Genomic DNA, 15,130 nt, shown 5'->3' with positions numbered 1-15,130 from the left:
GTGAAGAAAGTGAAAAAGCAGACCTTTTGACTAAGGTCCGCTCTTATCCGCATTATTTAAGTGGGTAATGTTTTAAGAAGTAAATCAGTGACTGGAGTTCCACTGATAAATCGATGTGATGGACTCTGACGTCGTCAGGGACAGAAATTCTTGCCGGTGTAAAATTAAGAATGCCTTTAATGCCGGCTTCGACGAGCTGATCAGCAATACTTTGGGCGGCCTGTGAAGGCACAGTTAAAATGACCACTTCAACATTGCTGTCCTCAATTCGGTCTTTAAACTCATCAAGATGGTAGACAGGGACATCGCCAATCTCTTTCCCTACTTTGTCGTCTGCCACATCAAAAGCCATCTCAATTCTCGTATTGTTTGTTTTGCTGAAATTATAATTGAGAAAAGCCGTCCCCAGGTTTCCGACCCCTACGAGAGTCACTTTTGTCAGTTCGTCCTGGTCGAGTGTTTTTCTAAAGAACGTCAATAAATAATTGACGTTATAACCGTAGCCTTTTTTCCCCAGTGCTCCGAAATAAGAGAAGTCCCGCCGGATTGTCGCAGAATCCACTTTGACCGCTTCACTTAATTCAGATGATGACACCCGGTGTTTCCCCGAAGCCTGTAAACCCTCAAGGAAACGGTAGTATAAAGGCAGCCGTTTCGCAGTGGCCTGAGGAATTTTCGTTTGATCGATATCCATGGATCATTCGCCCCCTGTCTTTTTCTATTCCATCTCTGTATTAGTTAAATTAATAAAAGGTTAATTATTGCTCATCTTCTCTCTTAAAATCCCCGCTTTTTCCGCCGGTTTTTTCTACCAGATAAGTATTCCCGATTACCATGCCTTTATCTACCGCTTTACACATATCGTAAATAGTCAAAGCAGCCGCAGAGGCTGATGTGAGCGCTTCCATTTCGACTCCTGTACTGCCTTTTGTCTTTACGCTCACCTCAATGACCAGCTGGTATGTATCTCCATTCACATGCCATTCAAAAGTAATATCCACCCCTGATAAAGACAGCGGATGACACATCGGAATCAGTTGAGAGGTATTTTTGGCAGCCATAACACCTGCAACCTGGGCGACTGCAAGGACATCTCCTTTTTTCATTGTGCCTTCGTTAATGCCTTCATAGATTTGCTTGTTCACAAATATACTTGATTTGGCGACTGCTGTCCGCACCGTTTCACTTTTTCCAGAAATATCGACCATTTTTGCGCGGCCCTGTTCGTTAAAGTGTGTGAATGAATCCATGTAAATCCTCCTCTTTTCCTCTCTCCATTGTACACTATTCTTTCACAATCTGCACAATCCAACTCGAAAAGTTGCCATGAACGTTATCCCTCATGTACACTTACCTTGTGAATACGTACGGAATTTAATGTGAGGATGACCACTATGATTTTATTACAATGTACACAGCTTTCAAAGTCATTTGGAACGGATACAATTCTTTCAAATGTAAAACTGGAAATTAAAAGCCGTGAGAGAATTGCCCTTGTCGGCCGAAACGGCGCAGGTAAATCGACTCTCCTGAAAATTATTACCGGTGAACTCCCTTATGATTCAGGGAACCTGATGATCCCTAAAGACGTCCGTATCGGCTACCTCGCCCAGGACAGCGGACTTGATTCTGAGCGGACCATTTGGGAGGAGATGCTGACTGTTTTTGAATCTTTGAAAAAAATGGAACAGTCATTACGGAAACTGGAAGAAAAAATGAGTGATCCGGACCGCCGCGATTACGACAAAATCCTTGCGGAATATGACCAGCTTCAGCAGGACTTTAAGGACCGGGGCGGATTTAAATATGAAGCGGATATCCGCAGCATTTTATCCGGCCTCAATTTCAAAGATTTTGATTACAATACGCCGGTTTATTCATTGAGCGGCGGCCAAAAAACACGGCTTGCCTTAGGTAAGCTGCTGCTCTCGCGCCCTGACCTGCTCGTTTTGGATGAACCGACCAACCACTTGGACATACAGACGTTAACATGGCTTGAGAACTATTTAGCCGGCTATGAAGGGGCTATTTTAATAGTTTCACACGATCGCTATTTTTTAGACCGTGTTGTTGATTATGTTTATGAACTGACCTTTAATCAAACCGTCAAGTTTACCGGAAACTACTCCAAGTATCTGGAACAGAAAGCCCAGCGTTTTGAACAGGAATTAAAGCAGTATGAGAAACAGCAGGAAGAAGCGAAAAGACTTGAAGAGTTTGTCCAGAAAAATCTTGCCCGCGCATCGACAAGCAACAGGGCAAAAAGCCGGCGTAAGCAGCTTGAACGCATGGATATGATGGATCGCCCTCAGACCGAGAACTACTCCGCTAATTTCCGCTTTAACATTAACAGGCAGAGCGGTAATGATGTGCTGATGATTAATGATTTATCGGTCGGGTATAATGCACAGACGTTATTTGAAAACGTAGATCTTAAACTGACCCGTGGAGAAAGCGTTGCTTTAATCGGGCCCAACGGTATCGGAAAGTCGACTCTCATAAAAGCCATAGCCGGAAAGCTTAAACCTTTTCAAGGTGACATCCGCTACGGCAGCAATGTTTCAATTGGTTATTATGATCAGGAACAGACACAGTTAACATCTAATAAAACAGTGCTTCAGGAACTGTGGGATGATTATCCACAGACGAATGAAAAAGATATCCGTACCGTTTTAGGAAATTTCCTGTTCAGCGGCGAAGATGTGTTAAAGACAGTTTATGATCTGAGCGGCGGGGAAAAAGCCCGGCTCGCCCTTGCCAAATTGATGATGCAGAAAGCTAACTTGCTCATTTTGGACGAGCCGACAAACCATTTAGACCTGGACAGCAAGGAAGTACTTGAAAACGCCTTGATTGAATACCCGGGAACTCTTCTGTTCGTTTCCCATGACCGGTATTTTGTGAACCGGATGGCGACGAGAGTAGTCGAACTTTCATCGACCTCAATGACAAGCTATCTTGGAGATTATGACTATTACGCAGAGAAAAAAGAGGAACAGGCAGAGCTGAAACGGCTTGCTGAAGAAAAAAATGCTGTTTCAGAGAAGAAAAATATGGATGATTTATCCACAGACAAACAGACTAAGAACGATTATAAGAAAAGAAAAGAGCAGCAAAAGCTTGAGCGCCAAAAACAAAGGAAAATAGACGAACTGGAAAAGCAAATAGAAGCTGAAGAAGAAAAAATCACTCAAATTGAAGACGAACTGTGTGATCCGGAAGTTTTTCAGGACCATGAAAAATCCCTTGAACTGAATGAACAGCTGGAACAGGCAAAAAATAAAATTGATTTGCTGCTTGAAGAGTGGGAAACTCTGCAGATGGACGACTAATAAATGTGGATAAGTTTACAGAAAGCTCCCCCGATGCTGAAAGACATCGGGGGAGCTTTTTTTATGCACCCTATTGTAAAGCAGCGATTCGCCAGCTGGCAGCTCATGACGTTCCTTCTTCGTTTCATGAATGGGCAAAAAAAGCTGTCCACAAATTAAAGCGGATGCAATCCACAAAAGAGTTCTTATTTTCTGACATATCCACACTATCCACAAAGTTACTCACAGGTGAAATGCATTTATACCAATACCCGAAGCATTTACTCACAAAAACCCCTACTTATCCACAGACGACTTGTTAACAAGTGGATTTCGAGCGGGACAACTTTCCTTTAAGTTATCCTCATTATACACAGCTTGTGGATAAAATGTTATTAACAGGAGCATACATTCGTATAATCTGATTTAAATAAACTGAATATGTATCCTGTTTCCCTGTATGACTTAATAAAAAACGTGGTTGCCCTCAAAAGGGAGCCTTCTTAGGACATGAGAGCGCAAGCAGGTACGAGATACGACCCGCTCAGGAGGCAACGGGAAATGTGAGCGGACCTTTTATTGTGGATATCTTCGCTCAACCTCTTAAGCAGACCAATTATCCATAAAAAAGCACCTCCACTCAAACGATGGAGGCGCCGTACACGCGCATATACGTACAATCCAAATTTAATTAAAAACCCCGCAGAAGAGCCGTGCCTTTACTTCAACAGTAAGCCTGCCTGGCCGTTTAATCGGTCATCTGCAAAATTGCCGTTCCAGTATAAAAAGGTTCCTGCGGATGCAATCATAGCAGCATTGTCTGTGCATAACTCCAATGGAGGGACAGTCAGTTTTAAGCCTGCTTTCCCGCAAGCCTCCGTTAATTCTGCACGCAAGCCTTTATTAGCTGCTACGCCTCCGGCAAGAACGAGCCGGTCCACCTTTTTGTCTTCCGCCGCCCGCATAGCTTTAGTTACAAGAACATCAACGACACTCGCCTGAAAGCTTGCTGCGATATCTTCCTTTGACCATTCTTCTCCTCGCTGCTTCGCGTTATGAAGGGTGTTGATTACTGCTGACTTTAATCCGCTGAAACTGAAATCATAAGAGCCTTCTTCAAGCCACGCCCTCGGCAAGTCGATGACCGGTTTTCCCTCATGGGCGAGCCGGTCGATGTGCGGTCCGCCCGGGTAAGGGAGCCCCAGTGTTCTCGCTACCTTATCGTAAGCTTCTCCTACAGCGTCATCTCTTGTTTCTCCAATTACTTCGTATGAGGCGTGCTCCTTCATATATATCAATTCAGTATGCCCGCCTGAGACAACGAGAGACAATAATGGGAAGTCCAGTTCCTCTACAATATGATTAGCATAAATATGGCCGGCAATGTGGTGGACACCAATTAAAGGCTTATCCCATGCAAAAGCAAGCGCTTTTGATGCATTGACCCCTACGAGCAATGCACCGACAAGCCCGGGGCCTTCTGTCACAGCGATCCCGTCAACATCCTCTACTTGAATATCCGCTTTAGCCATCGCCTCTTCGACTATATACGTAATCTGTTCTACGTGATGCCTGGAGGCTATTTCAGGTACCACGCCGCCAAATCGTTTATGGCTCTCGATCTGTGAAGAAATCACGTTGCTTAGAACCTCTCTGCCGTTTTTTACAACAGCCACAGATGTTTCATCACAGCTCGTCTCTATTCCTAAAATAATTGTATCCTTACTCATGTTAATCCCACCCACATGACCAGCGCATCCTCCTGGTTGTCTGTATAATAGTTTTTACGAATACCGCCTTTCTGAAATCCGTACTTCCTGTAAAGAGACTGGGCCGGCTCATTAGAAACACGCACTTCCAGGCTCATTTTGACGGCCCCCAGTGTTTTAGCCATATCCATCGCGCCGCGGAACAGGTAGTCCCCAATTCCTTTCCGGCGCTCTGAAGGATGAATGGCAATATTAGTGATATGGGCATCATCCGAGATGACCCATAACCCGCAATAACCGATCACTTTCCCGTCCTGCTCGGCGACCAGGTAATAAGCAAACTGGTTTTTAGTAATTTCGTTAAAGAAAGCTTCACGGCTCCAGGGCGTTGTGAAACACTTGAACTCCAGCTCCATAACGTCATCCAGATCGTCTATTTCCATCAGCCGGATTTGCACATCTTTATTCATAGTAGTCTCCCGTAAATTAATCTTCTTTATTTTTTTTGTTAGCTTTCAGCCACTTTGCCTCCGCTTCCGCCATACGCAGATAATTAGGTGAAAAAGTATGGGGGCTGTCTCCCGGTGCTTTGTCCATTCCTGCCGCAGCCAGTTCCAGCGGACGAGGCAGGTTCCCGATGGACGAAGCCGCTGTGGCCCATTCGCCAAGCTCTTCTTTTATAAGGGAGGCGTGCTGCCCTATATCAGGGCTCAGAAAGATAACTGGTTCTTCTTTTTCTTTCAAAAGCTGGAGCCAGTCTTTATGCATCGTGATGCGATCCTCTTCCTCCTGTATGATACGGCCGCCTTCTGAGCGGTAAAGGCCTGTAAAAACCTGTCCGCGCCGGGCATCGAAGAACGGAGAAATAACCCCTTGAAAATGCCGGGCGTTTTGAGCAAGCATCTCCATACTAGATACTCCGATAACAGGAATATTCAGCGCCCAAGCCATCGTTTTTGCAGTTGTCACTCCAATTCTTACCCCTGTATAGGAGCCTGGTCCTTCTGATACAACAATTCTGTCGAGGTCACCCGGTTTCATATCCGTTTCACTGAACAACGTTCTAATCGCGGGCATCAGCCTGACGGAATGGTTTTTTTTCTGGTGTGTCACTATTTCCCCAAGAGGGTTTCCGTCTTTCAGGAGGGCGACTCCCATAACATATGAAGCCGTATCTACAGCTAAAATATTCATGCGTTAAACAGCTCCTTACCTAAACTGATATACCTTTCTCCGCAGGCAGTAAAACGAAATTCTCTTACATTGCCGCCGCAAAATTTAATTTTTATATTCATACGTTGTTCAGGAAGCTGTTCGGCGATCATCGAAGGCCATTCAACAACAGTTACCCCTTCACCTTCAAAATACTCCTCCAGTCCGAGATCTTCAAATTCGTCTTCGATCCGGTAAGCATCCATATGATAAAAAGGAACCCGTCCTTCATATTCTTTCATAATGGTAAAGGTGGGGCTGTTTACTGTTCGGGTAACCCCGAGTGCGGCAGCTAAAGCTTTAGTAAACGTTGTTTTTCCTGCCCCGAGATCCCCTTCAAGGGTAATGACATCTTCTTTTTCCAAAAGCTTTCCCAGTTTTTCAGCAATATGTGCCGTTTCCTCGGGAGAATGAGTGGTAATTGTCCATTCCTGCTTCATACATCGCACTCCTGATTCGTTAAAATACTTTCGATTATTTTCGCTCTGTCAGACAGATTCCTGTTTTTGAAATTAGTGTTCCCGTTCTGCTTCAGGGGTCATACTGCATTACCGGCACCTCGCCAGTGCTTGCACAGTCTCTGACAGATTCTTTTATTAAAAATGGTGATAACCTTGCTTTTCAGCAAGGTTTTTTTTGCCTTCCCGTTCAATATAAACCTTGCCGCTCCCCGGTTCAACTGATCCTATACGGAAAAGAGGCAGTCCTTTGCTGGAAAACAGCCGGCTCAGGAATTCCCAGTCTTCTTGCGAGACCGTGCCTGTCAGCTGAAAGTCTTCGCCTCCATACAACACCCATGATTCTTGTTTTTCCAATGAATACTCTTTAAGTGACTCATGCATTGGCAGCTTGTTCCAGTCTATAATTACATCTATTCCGCTTGCCTCAGCTATTTCCTTCGCTTCATGAGCCAGGCCGTCACTCACATCATTTAGGGACAGTCTGCAGCCAGCCTCTGCGAGAAGCATACCCGACTGGAGTTGCGGTTCCGGCTCCTGATGGGCTTTCAGAAACGGTTTAAGTGAAGGATCGTCTGCTGCTTTAAGCCCCTGTTCCAAAAGCTTCTCCAGCCCGTAAGCCGACGAGCCTGCCGGTCCTGTTATAAACAGGACATCCCCTGCTTTTGCATTTGACCGGAGCAGCCGCCGTCCACTTTTGATTTCGCCTATGACGGTGACAGTAATAACGAGCGCATCTCCCGTAGAAACCGTATCGCCGCCAATTAAATCCACATGCCATTTTTCGGAAAGCTCATGCATTCCTTCATATATTTCTCTCAGCTCTTCCTGAGTCCAGCCCTGTTTCGGAACGGCTATTGAAACAAGATAATAAAGAGGGCGTCCCCCCATTGCGGCTATATCGCTTAAATTAACTGCCAGTGCTTTATAACCTGTCGCTTTGGCAGGGACTGTTTCTTTTTTGAAATGAACCCCTTCTACCATTGTATCCACAGTTACCACTTGCTCATAACCTGTTTGGGGTTCATAAATGGCCGCGTCATCTCCCACTCCCACTTTAACTGAGGAATGGCGGTATGCCGGTTGTGAAACAGATTTTATCCATTCAAATTCATTGTTCACGATTACTCACCTGCCTGCTGCTAAACGTCTTCTCCGTGCCATGATTACCGTTCTCCATTATACCAAACCGGAATGAAAAAAAGGAGGGCTGTCCCTCCCTTAATCTAATGCTCTTTTAAAAACCTCAATGATATCTTCAGCATCTTCTATTCCGACAGAGATACGGATCATCGAATCAGTGACACCTAGTTTTTCACGCATCTCTCTAGGCAGCGGCCGATGGGACGTATTAACCGGATAGGAGATTGAGGTCTCAACACCTGCTAGCGTAGGAACAATTTTTACCCAGTCAAGTTTCTTTGAAAATTCGAAAACACTCTTATCATCTGTTAAATCAATCGTTACAATTGCGCCATTACCCCCAGTTGCCGCAGCCTCAGGATAATAGACTTTCCGGATGGCTGAGTGCCCTTTCAAGGCGTCTGCAAGTTTTTGGGCATTCGAGCATTGCCGCTCCATTCTCAAACTCAGAGTTTTAAGCCCTCTCGTACCAAGCCAGCCGTCAAATGGACCAAGGTTGCTTCCAAGACTCGATACTTTTGCTTTAGCTTTCATTATGATATTCCGGCTCCCTGTTAAGACCCCTGCTGATACGTCACTGTGACCGGCAATATATTTTGTCGCGCTATGGACAACCATATCTGCCCCAGCTTCGTGCGGGCGAATTAAGTATGGCGTGGCAAACGTATTATCTACCATTGTTTTTAGCTTATGTGTAGCCGCTATCTTTATAATACCTTCCAAATCTTCCACCCTTAAAAGCGGGTTCGTTATGGATTCTGTAAAAAGGAGTACCGTGTTCTCCTGAATTGCCTCTTCTATTTCTTCCCGGTTACAGCAGTCCACAAAAGTGACTGAGATTCCAAAGTCTTTCAGTTCATGGGCAAAAAGCTGGTAGGTGCCGCCGTATAAATCTTCTGTAGCAATGATATGATCACCTGACTTTGCTACAGACAGAACCCCAGCCAAGATCGCCGACAGACCGGACGAAGAAGCTATTCCCATCTCCGCTCCTTCAAGGTCAGCTACACCCTTGCCGAGATCATCGGTATTCGGATTCCCCATCCGTGTATAAAAATATGATTTATTTCCTTCAAAAAAACTTTCCATTTCTTCTAAATCAGAAAATGAAAAAGCCGAAGTCTGATAGATTGGCTTTGTTTTACTCATATCATCAGATTGTATTTTTTCCTGAAAATGCACATTCTTTGTCTTAAACCTCATCTAACGTCAACACCTTTCAAAACATCTTCTGTCTATCATACCTTATAATCTCTTTTCTTAAAAACAATACTATAACTATTTAGATGCTAACTTTAGTAACTTATCCAGTCTCTCTCTTTTTTAGTTTATTTAGGAATTATTAACGAAGATTAATATAATCTTTACGTTATGTTTATTATTCTTTTATATTCCCTTAATTTTCGACCAGTAAAGTGAGCACTGTGAGAAACAACAAATGAAGAGGAAGGTGCACACCAATGAAAAAATTACTTAGTGGATTATTTGCAAGTATGATGCTTTTGGCAGCTTGCGGAGAAGAAGGAGAAAATGCAGGAGCAGAGAATACAAGCAATAATAATAATTCTTCCAGCAACGTTGCTGCTGAGAACGAGGATAACAATTCTTCCAATAATGGTGAGAATAACTCAGCTAATGAAGAAAATGAAACGGCTGAAGCAGACCGTGAAGATTGGCCTGAAACCCTCCGATTTGCTGTCACCGGAATTGACGGAATGGAAGAACTCCAGCGCCGTTATGATTTATTCCAGGAAACTATGGAAGAACTATTGGATATTGACATTGAATTTTTCGCATTATCTGACCGGACTGTTGCTGCAACGGCAATGGAATATGACCAGGTTGATGTTATTCTTTCCGGGCCGTCAGAATATGCCCAGACTAAATCTGCGGAACCTGGCGCCGAACCATTAGCTGCTATTGAAAGAGATGCTTATTACACAGTCATCATTGTCCATGAAGACAGTGAATTTGAAACAATCGAAGACTTAAAAGGCCATTCAGTCGCCATGAAAGAAGCAGGATCTACATCCGGACATATTGGCCCAAGTGCTTTGTTTATTGAAAATGGAATGGATTTAGATAATGATATCGACGTTAAACTGCTGGGAGATGCCCGCGTGGATGCATTAAAGAACGGCGACGTTGACGCTCTCGGAGATGGGATCCGCTACTATGACATGATGGTTGAAGAAGACGGTGAAGGTGTGTGGCGAATACTTCATGAAGGCCCTCCGCTTCCTCAAGATCCATTCGTAGCAAGCCCTAATCTTCCTGACAGCTTTAAAGAAGAGCTTCAAAATGTGTTATTAGAAAATGACGAGGAGATTCTTGGAGCTATTCTTGATCATGAAGAAAACGAAAAATACCAGCAAGCAGATATGGTCGAAATTGACGATTCTGATTATGACCTGATGAGAGAAACATACTCAACTCTAGGCATTGACTTGTAATCTGAGGAGGATTTAAGATGATTTCTCTAAAAGTGGAGAACATCGGGAAGACATATCCAGATGGAAACGAAGCATTAAAAGATATAAATTTTGAGGTGAATCCAGGCGAAGCCGTTGTGCTGTTAGGGCACAACGGCTCTGGAAAATCCACCCTTTTCCGTTCCATAACAAGTTTTGAAACCCCCTCGAAAGGGAGTATTTATATGGACGGGACCAATATTACAGAATTAAAGAAACGGCAGCTCCGTCCGGTAAGAAAACGAGTAGGAATGGTATTTCAGCACTTCCATCTCATAAATAACCTGTCTGTCTTCCAAAACGTTCTATTTGGAGCGCTTGGCCAGACACGTTTCTTTTTCCAGACTTTCTCCCCTTTCGCCAGTCAGTCTTTAAGAGAGAAAGCGATCGAATGCCTTGACCGGGTCGGTCTTGCTCATTTTGCCCACAAAAGGTCTGACCAGCTGTCAGGCGGACAACAGCAGCGTGTGGCAATTGCACGGATGCTCATGCAGGATCCTGAAATTGTTTTAGCTGATGAGCCCATCGCCAGCCTCGATCCGAAAGCAGGGAGAGAGGTAATGGATCTGTTGTGGGAAATCGCTGAAGAAAGAGGCTTATCTGTTATATGTATCCTTCATCAAATGGATATCGCCCGGGAATATGGCGACCGCATTATTGCCTTAAAAAACGGTGAACTTATTCTGGATGAATCTATGGACAAAATTGACTCTGCATTTTTCCGCAGTTTATACGAGCATGAAGAAGATGAAGATACGTCCGATGAACAAAAGAGAGTTGAGGTCGGTTAATGATGAACAAGCAAAACAAAGACTATAAAAAAATGATCCCTCCACGCTATAAAAAACCGTCTCTTATCACTTGGATATTGACCGTCATATTCATCTCTTTTATGTTTACTGGCATCTCCAATGCAGGGCTCTCACCGGAAAGGCTCGGAAGCGGCATTGTTAATATGTTCTCGTTCATAGGAAATGCTTTCCCGCCTGATGTCAGCAGGACCGGGAGTATAATAGGATCTATCATAGAAACCTTTGAAATAGCTCTGGTAGGGACTTTTTTCGGAGTGATCCTCAGCCTGCCTATTGCTATTCTGGCATCGAGAAATACAACACCGCATCCTTTAATAAGAACAGCGACCAGAGGAGTAGTCTCAACCTTACGGACTGTCCCTGACCTTATTTGGGCCTTAATATTCGTTATTTCTGTAGGTTTGGGTCCATTAGCCGGGATTTTGACCATTATCGTTGATACAATCGGTTTCTGTGCCCGCTTCTTTTCTGAGCGTATTGAGGAAATTGAAAAAGGGCCCTCCCAAGCCCTTGAATCTACAGGAGCAACCCAGTTAGGAATTATCTCGGGATCTGTCATCCCTATTGGCTTCCCTTCATTTGTTGGAACCAGTCTATACGCCGTAGAAAAATCAATCCGTTCAGCTGTTATTTTAGGGTTAGTAGGAGCAGGCGGAATAGGTGTGGAGCTTAACACAGCTATGTCTATCCGTGCATTTGATGAAGCACTCATGATCATTATCCTTATTCTAATTGTGGTTATTACCGTTGAACAAATATCCACCTTAATCAGAAAAAAAGTGATTTGATGTGAATATAAAGCTCACTTATATATAGTCAGCAAAGATATTATTGAACCAGGCCGCTGAGGGTCTGGTTCTATCCGCGGGATTTGATGTTCTGTCAGCGAATTTTGAATTCTACCGGCGAAAATTCGAATCTATCAGCGGAAATCGCTGGTTTATCAGCCATACCTTCTTTTCATAAACTCCACCGTTACTTTTTTATCTTTACGACAAACAGAAAGCCAAAGGGAGAATTCCCTTTGGCTTTCTGTCATACTTAGAGGAGCAGTTTCCCTCAGTCCCAAACCTTTCCATACAGCAGAGGTTTTTTTATTTTTTCAGTTTTGCGAGCTGTTCCGCAAGAGCGTTGTTAAAAGGTTCATCTGAGGTTTTATCCTGTTTCTTCATATAATTAGACACCTCACGCTTTGACAGCTTCGTATTCTGTTCTTTCTTTTTCCGTTCATTAAATGCCGACAGTTTCTCTTTATGCCCGCATTTACAGACAAATACCTGCCCTTCTCCCTGGCCTCGAAGCTCCAGCTTCTTTTTACATTTAGGGCACCGGGCGTTGGTCGTCTTAGTAATATTTTTACGATAGCCGCACTCCCGGTCCTGACAGACATGCATTTTCCCTTTTTTCGTTTTTACTTCAAGCATGTTCTTATCGCATTCAGGACATTTAGTGCCTGTAAGATTCGTATGCTTATATTTTTTGGAACTGTTTTTGATTTCAGTCACAATAGTCTTCGTATAACCTTTAATTTCGGAGATAAATTCTTCTTTTTGCAGTTTATTTTGTGCAATGGCCTCCAGTTTTTGTTCCCATTCACCTGTTAAAAGAGGAGATTTTAAATCCACCGGTACCAGCTCAAGCAGCTGCTTCCCTTTCGAAGTAATAACAAGTTCCTTTCCGTTTTTTTCTATTAGAAAAGAACTGAAGAGCTTCTCTATAATGTCAGCCCGTGTAGCTACTGTGCCGAGTCCACCGGTCTTTGCCACCAGCTTGCCTAGCTGCTTGTTGCCTGCTCCGATGTATTTCGAAGGGTTTTCCATAGCTGACAGCAGAGTTGCTTCATTAAATCTGGAAGGCGGTTGCGTCTCGCCTTTCGTCTTGCGGGCGTTTGTGACAGTAAGTATTCCGCCGTTATGAAGTTCCGGAAGACGCTGATCATCGAGCTGCTCCTCTGCATTCTCCCCATCATCTGCTGTTTGTTCGTATAATTCCTTCCATCCGAGTTCCAGTACACGCTTTCCTTTTGCAATAAAAGTGTCCTTGCCTACATTTGCTTTCACTGTTGTTTCTTCGTATTCAAACGGAGGCATCATAACAGCAAGAAACCGTTTGACTACAAGGTCATACAGTTTCCACTCTTTATTAGAAAGCTTTCCCATCAGAGGAGGCTCTTCAGTCGGCACGATCGCATGGTGATCACTCACTTTCGAATCATCCACAAACGATTTGTGCGGTTTGACCGAACGTTGCAGAAGCTTATGAGCGATTTTAGCCGTATCACCTTGTTTACAGGCTTTTATCCGGTCCGCCAAGGTAGAAACCATATCAGATGTTAGATATCTGGAGTCCGTTCTTGGATACGTCAGCACTTTATGCTGTTCATATAGTTTTTGGAGGATCGACAATGTCTCCTTAGCGGAATAATTAAAAAGCCTGTTAGCTTCTCTCTGAATCTCAGTCAAGTCATACAGCTGCGGAGCAAACGTTTTTTTATTTTTCTTATTTACTTCATTAATATTTGCCTTTGAATTTAATGCGGCACTTTTTACCTGATCTGCAGTTTCTTCTGAGAAGGTGCGGTAGCTGTTTGACTTTTTGTCCTGCCATGTCAGCTGGACCCCTTCCCTCGTATCTGCCTTAACTCCGAAATACGTTTGCGGCTTAAACTCGCGGATCTCTTCCTCACGTTTGGCAATCATAGCGAGAGTTGGAGTCTGAACGCGTCCGCTTGAAAGCTGTGCATTAAACTTGCAAGTTAGGGCCCGGGTCGCATTTAAACCGACATACCAGTCTGCTTCAGCCCGCGCAACAGCTGAATAATAGAGGCTTTCGTATTTACGGCCGTCCTTTAAGTTCTGGAAACCTTCTTTAATCGCTTTATCAGTCACAGAGGAGATCCATAGCCGTTTAACCGGCTTTTTCACTTTTGCTTTCTCAAGAATCCAGCGGGCAACAAGTTCACCTTCCCGTCCTGCATCGGTGGCAATAATAACTTGCCCTGCGTCCTTTCGATGGAGTTGAGTTTTTACGGTCTGAAATTGCTTCCCTGTCTGCTTAATCACCGTGAGTTTAAGCGGAGAAGGCAGCATCGGGAGGTCTTCCAGCTTCCATGATTTATATTTATTATCATAAGCTTCAGGGTCTGCATGGGTAACGAGATGCCCGAGAGCCCATGTCACAATATATTTGTCCCCCTCAATAAATCCGTTTCCTTTCTTATGGCAATTCATTACTTTGGCAATGTCTCTTGCCACAGATGGTTTTTCTGCAATGACTACTGACTTTTTCATAAACTGTATGCCATCCTTTCTAGCCTGAAAAAAAATAGTTGAAACTATATATGTCAGCCTCGGCTTTTTATAGCCCAGCGTAAAATATGGTCGTAATAGTTTCTCTATGGTGCCATTATACCTTGCTGAATAAAAAAAGACATCCTCTTGCTTAGATCAGCAAGGTTTCGTGTCTAATCCGAGGTTCTAGCGGAGAAAAAGTTAGGTATGTAGAGACTCACCTAGGTACCTCGGGCTTTTGCGCGTAATTTGAGAGCCATATTGGTTAAATATAGAGGGGATTAGTAAAATTTAGAGGCCTATATATGATAAGTGAGCGTCTATCGAGGGGCCTATCAGCGAAATTTGAGTTCTATCGGCGAAAATAGATGCTCTATCAGCGAATTTTGAGTTCTATCAGCGAAAATCGATGCTCTATCAGCGAAAACCGATGCTCTATCAGCGAAATTTGAGTTCTATCAGCGAAAACCGATGATCTATCAGCGAAACGCCTGTCTAAAAGAAAAGTAATCAGCTTTTAGCCGGAAATGGTTGAGGTAATTAATCTTCCTTCCTTTCTTTCCTAAACACAAAAAAAAGACATCCTCTTCTGAGAATGCCTTTGAGCCCAGCGACGTCCTACTTTCACAGGGGGAGAGCCCCCAACTATCATCGGCGCTGGAGAGCTTAACTTCCGTGTTCGGCATGGGAACGGGTGTGACCTCTCCGCGATCGTCACTGGACA

The 15,130-nt window shown here is 43.9% G+C and carries 13 protein-coding genes and 1 rRNA gene; 4 read left to right on the top strand and 10 right to left on the bottom strand.

Annotated features, from left to right (window positions below):
• Positions 1–52 precede the first annotated feature (52 nt).
• Entirely contained in the window at positions 53–694 is a 642-nt protein-coding gene (locus tag K8O68_RS00110; protein ID WP_230894920.1) for a redox-sensing transcriptional repressor Rex, read from the bottom strand.
• A 64-nt stretch (positions 695–758) separates the two neighbouring features.
• Positions 759–1,250 carry a cyclic pyranopterin monophosphate synthase MoaC gene (gene moaC, locus K8O68_RS00105; protein ID WP_230894919.1) on the bottom strand — a complete coding sequence of 164 codons (492 nt, stop codon included), beginning with the start codon at positions 1,248–1,250 and terminating at the stop codon, positions 759–761.
• A gap of 144 nt (positions 1,251–1,394) precedes the next feature.
• Between moaC and K8O68_RS00100 the strand changes: the two genes are divergently transcribed.
• Positions 1,395–3,332 carry an ABC-F family ATP-binding cassette domain-containing protein gene (locus K8O68_RS00100; RefSeq protein ID WP_230894918.1) on the top strand — a complete coding sequence of 646 codons (1,938 nt, stop codon included), beginning with the start codon at positions 1,395–1,397 and terminating at the stop codon, positions 3,330–3,332.
• Positions 3,333–4,030: 698 nt separating this feature from the next.
• Here the strand turns inward: K8O68_RS00100 and tsaD are convergent.
• The 6 genes from tsaD to K8O68_RS00070 all read right to left on the bottom strand — a co-directional run bounded on the left by tsaD (position 4,031) and on the right by K8O68_RS00070 (position 9,036).
• Positions 4,031–5,041, bottom strand: a complete 1,011-nt coding sequence (tsaD, locus tag K8O68_RS00095; protein WP_230894917.1) for a tRNA (adenosine(37)-N6)-threonylcarbamoyltransferase complex transferase subunit TsaD — start codon at positions 5,039–5,041, stop codon at positions 4,031–4,033.
• Positions 5,038–5,490, bottom strand: a complete 453-nt coding sequence (gene rimI, locus K8O68_RS00090) for a ribosomal protein S18-alanine N-acetyltransferase (RefSeq protein WP_230894916.1) — start codon at positions 5,488–5,490, stop codon at positions 5,038–5,040. The genes tsaD and rimI overlap by 4 nt, the downstream gene beginning before the upstream one ends.
• A gap of 16 nt (positions 5,491–5,506) precedes the next feature.
• Positions 5,507–6,214 (bottom strand): tRNA (adenosine(37)-N6)-threonylcarbamoyltransferase complex dimerization subunit type 1 TsaB, encoded by a 708-nt coding sequence (gene tsaB / locus K8O68_RS00085; protein ID WP_230894915.1) that lies wholly within the window; start codon positions 6,212–6,214, stop codon positions 5,507–5,509.
• Positions 6,211–6,672, bottom strand: a complete 462-nt coding sequence (gene tsaE, locus K8O68_RS00080; protein ID WP_230894914.1) for a tRNA (adenosine(37)-N6)-threonylcarbamoyltransferase complex ATPase subunit type 1 TsaE — start codon at positions 6,670–6,672, stop codon at positions 6,211–6,213. The genes tsaB and tsaE overlap by 4 nt, the downstream gene beginning before the upstream one ends.
• A gap of 156 nt (positions 6,673–6,828) precedes the next feature.
• Complete coding sequence (gene thiL / locus K8O68_RS00075; RefSeq protein WP_230894913.1) at positions 6,829–7,812, bottom strand: thiamine-phosphate kinase; 984 nt, start codon at positions 7,810–7,812, stop codon at positions 6,829–6,831.
• Positions 7,813–7,911: 99 nt separating this feature from the next.
• Complete coding sequence (locus tag K8O68_RS00070; RefSeq protein ID WP_230894912.1) at positions 7,912–9,036, bottom strand: trans-sulfuration enzyme family protein; 1,125 nt, start codon at positions 9,034–9,036, stop codon at positions 7,912–7,914.
• 257 nt (positions 9,037–9,293) lie between these two features.
• Here K8O68_RS00070 and K8O68_RS00065 point away from each other — a divergent pair, with 257 nt between their 5' ends.
• From K8O68_RS00065 to phnE, 3 genes are read left to right on the top strand one after another with little or no spacing between them, the layout of a single operon-like run.
• Positions 9,294–10,286, top strand: coding sequence for a PhnD/SsuA/transferrin family substrate-binding protein (locus K8O68_RS00065; protein WP_230894911.1), 993 nt, complete (start codon positions 9,294–9,296; stop codon positions 10,284–10,286).
• Between the two features lie 17 nt (positions 10,287–10,303).
• Positions 10,304–11,095, top strand: a complete 792-nt coding sequence (gene phnC, locus K8O68_RS00060) for a phosphonate ABC transporter ATP-binding protein (RefSeq protein ID WP_230894910.1) — start codon at positions 10,304–10,306, stop codon at positions 11,093–11,095.
• Complete coding sequence (gene phnE, locus K8O68_RS00055) at positions 11,095–11,904, top strand: phosphonate ABC transporter, permease protein PhnE (RefSeq protein WP_230894909.1); 810 nt, start codon at positions 11,095–11,097, stop codon at positions 11,902–11,904. Before phnC ends, phnE begins: the two co-directional genes overlap by 1 nt.
• Positions 11,905–12,210: 306 nt before the next feature.
• Here the strand turns inward: phnE and K8O68_RS00050 are convergent, their stop codons facing one another.
• Together K8O68_RS00050 and rrf are read right to left on the bottom strand one after the other, a co-directional pair.
• Positions 12,211–14,406 (bottom strand): DNA topoisomerase III, encoded by a 2,196-nt coding sequence (locus K8O68_RS00050; protein WP_230894908.1) that lies wholly within the window; start codon positions 14,404–14,406, stop codon positions 12,211–12,213.
• Positions 14,407–15,011: 605 nt separating this feature from the next.
• Positions 15,012–15,128, bottom strand: a 5S ribosomal RNA gene (gene rrf / locus K8O68_RS00045).
• Positions 15,129–15,130 lie beyond the last annotated feature (2 nt).

The sequence above is a fragment of the Salipaludibacillus sp. CUR1 genome, from assembly GCF_021028955.1.
In the GTDB taxonomy this organism is placed as follows: Bacteria; Bacillota; Bacilli; order Bacillales; family Salisediminibacteriaceae; genus Salipaludibacillus.
The sequence above is the reverse complement of the archived record's forward strand: the minus strand, read 5'-3'. Positions and strand labels throughout refer to the sequence as shown.